The sequence below is a fragment of the Streptomyces sp. NPDC054840 genome (assembly GCF_053611065.1).
This window is the reverse complement of the sequence record NZ_JBSGZP010000865.1, coordinates 1-2564: the sequence shown is the minus strand read 5'-3', so window position 1 is coordinate 2564 and position 2564 is coordinate 1. Positions and strand designations below refer to the sequence as shown.

1 protein-coding gene is annotated in these 2564 nt (G+C 68.4%); it reads right to left on the bottom strand.

Annotated elements, in window-relative coordinates:
* Window positions 1–1798: DEAD/DEAH box helicase family protein (locus tag ACWGIU_RS35205; protein ID WP_453712164.1), on the bottom strand; the 1798-nt coding region annotated here is incomplete at its 3' end.
* Window positions 1799–2564: the final 766 nt, after the last annotated feature.

Sequence of the window (2564 nt, the reverse complement as noted above, 5' to 3'; positions counted from 1 at the left end):
GATCGGAGAGCCACCGCCCGAGCGGGAACGCCCCTTCGGCCTCGACGTGCTCGTACGGCACGTCCAGATCGCCTTCGCGCTGCCGGTAGCGGTAGGCGGCTTCGGCGCCCCGGCGCCAATCCTGGCGTTCGGTGTTGATGACGGTGTAGCTGATCCACTTCGCGATGAGCGCGGGATCCCGCAGCGTCGCGAACCGGAGCAGCAGCCGTGACTCCTCCTCACCGTCCTCGGGCGACTTCCCGACCGGCAGTGACGGGTTCACGACCCTTTTCTGGTTCTCCTGCGGAATGGCAAGCATTTCCACAGCCTTTTCGTCGTGCGCCCGCAAACCCTCCAAAACCCGAATCAGCGGCCGGTACGAATTTGACGAAAGCATGTCTTCGGGTTTTTCATCCGCGCCCAGAAAGACGGGCACGATGAGGGTGGCCGTCTTGCCCTGGCCGGGGTGCTGTCGCAGCGCCCGTCCGATGGCCTGGACGATGTCGACCGCGGACCCTCTGGGGTCGATCAGGGCTACCGAATCCACACTTCTGATGTCGACGCCTTCGCCCAGGACCCGGCAGTTGGAGAGCACGGCGCGGCCGGCCCGGCGTCCGAAGTCGGCGAGTACGGTCTGCCGGTGGGTGCCTTCGTGTTCCCCGCACAGCCATCCCGACCACACGCGCTCCGGATGCCGGACGGGATCGACAGCATGGAGTCGGCGCGCGACGCGGTCGAGCCCGGTGGCGAAGGCCTCTGCCTCGATCGTGCGGTGGTGGAAGGTGATGGTGGTCTGCAGCCCGTGGGCGGCCATCGTCTCCAGGAGCGCGGTCTGCATCGCGGCGAGCCGCTGGCCGCGGAACTGTTCCTCGTACCGCTCCTCACCATTCAGCCGCTCCGGCGTCACGACAGGATCGGTCAGCTCTGCCACCACGATCTGATACTTCGCCAAAAGCCCCCGCGAGATGGCTGAGGCGAGGGAGAGTTCGTAGACGACGGGCCCGAACACTGTCTCGTCGTCCATCGAGCACGCGAGCTCCTTCGGGAGCCGGTCCCACCGCGGCCGGGAGACGTACGCCTGCCCCTCGGCCTCCGCCTCCCTGCGCTCCTCCGCCTCGGCCTCCCTACGCTCCTCCGCCTCGGCCTCCCTACGCCGTTCCTCGTCGGCGAGCCGGCGTGCTTCCTCCTGCTCTCGTTCCTGCGCCCGGGACCGCGGGGGCCGTTCCTGCCAGATCCGGGGGGTTGCGGTCATGTAGAGCCGGCGCATCGCCGGGATCACGTCCTGGCGGTGGACGTCGGCCCACGCCTTCCCGGCCGACCCGGACGTCCGGTGTGCCTCGTCGACGATGACTAGGTCGAAGACGTCCATGGGCAGCCCGTACAGGCCCTCGTGGGCTTCGGCGATGACCGGCAGCGACGCATAGGTGGCGTAGACCGTGACGGGGCCGCGCCCGTGCCACAGCCCCAGCTGCGGAGCTGACGTGGTGGTCCGGACGTCGAGCTGCCACAGCTGCGGGTCGTCGTCCAGCGAGCAGACCGCGACCGCCGGCCCCCTGTGCCCGGCGAGCCGCCACTCCCGCACCGTCTGCGTCAGGAGATCGAGCGTCGGCAGGAGCACCAGGACCCGGCCGTGCCGGGCAAGCCGGAGCGCCGCCGCGGCCGCCATGAACGTCTTCCCGGTTCCGCACGCCGCCACCACCGTCGCCCGCAGACCAGCCGCCGGAATCCGCTTCCCGGGCGGAATGTCCAGCCCCCGGACAATCGCCTCCACCGCTTCCTCCTGGTGAGGCCGCAGCACGATGTCACCGGTCTTCTGCATTCGGCACTCCACTGAAAGGAAGCGGCGGGAGACCGCCAGGGAGGAGGTGGCAATGTTCTCGGGATACTACACACCACATCTTCGACGTGATGCACACTGATCACTGTACCGCGAGTGGGCGTAGGAGGCCCCCGGAACGACAACCCCGGCTGCCATGGTCGGGAGTATGAGCGCCTGTTCGGGACGACGGCTGGTGGGGTTTGGGCCCGGACTGTAGCGTCCGGTGGATGATCAATCAGGGGTGGCGGGCAGTGATCGGCGGAGTGGGGGCCAGTGCGCTGTTTTGGGGGGTGGCGGGTGCCGCCCATCTGGGATACGAGCAGCACGGCAGACCCAGAGGGGGGATCAGCTGGAGTCTCCCTGAGGGCGGCGGATGGTACGAGCTCGCGATACTGGCCGGGTTCGTTGTGACTGTCTGCTCCACGCCAGGGTTGGTGCGGCGTAAAGCGTGGTGGCCTTGCCTCGCCCTGAGTCTCGGCACCGCAGTAGGCGTTGCCACGGTGCTGATACTGGGACAGGGAACGAGACATTGGGTTGCCGCCGCGGTCATGACCGGGCTCGGGATCGTGTGGCCGCTGGCACATATGGCGTGGGGACGTCACAACCCGATCCAGTGAGGTACGCCGGGACTGCATCCGAGGGACCCCCAGCCCGCACTCGACAGACCACACCACCACTGCCAGCCGGCCCGCCGTAGCGGGCCTGGTCCTGGAGGCGGAGCCGGAAGGACTCGAAGGGGTGGGAGCGTCAGCGGACACCCCTTCGA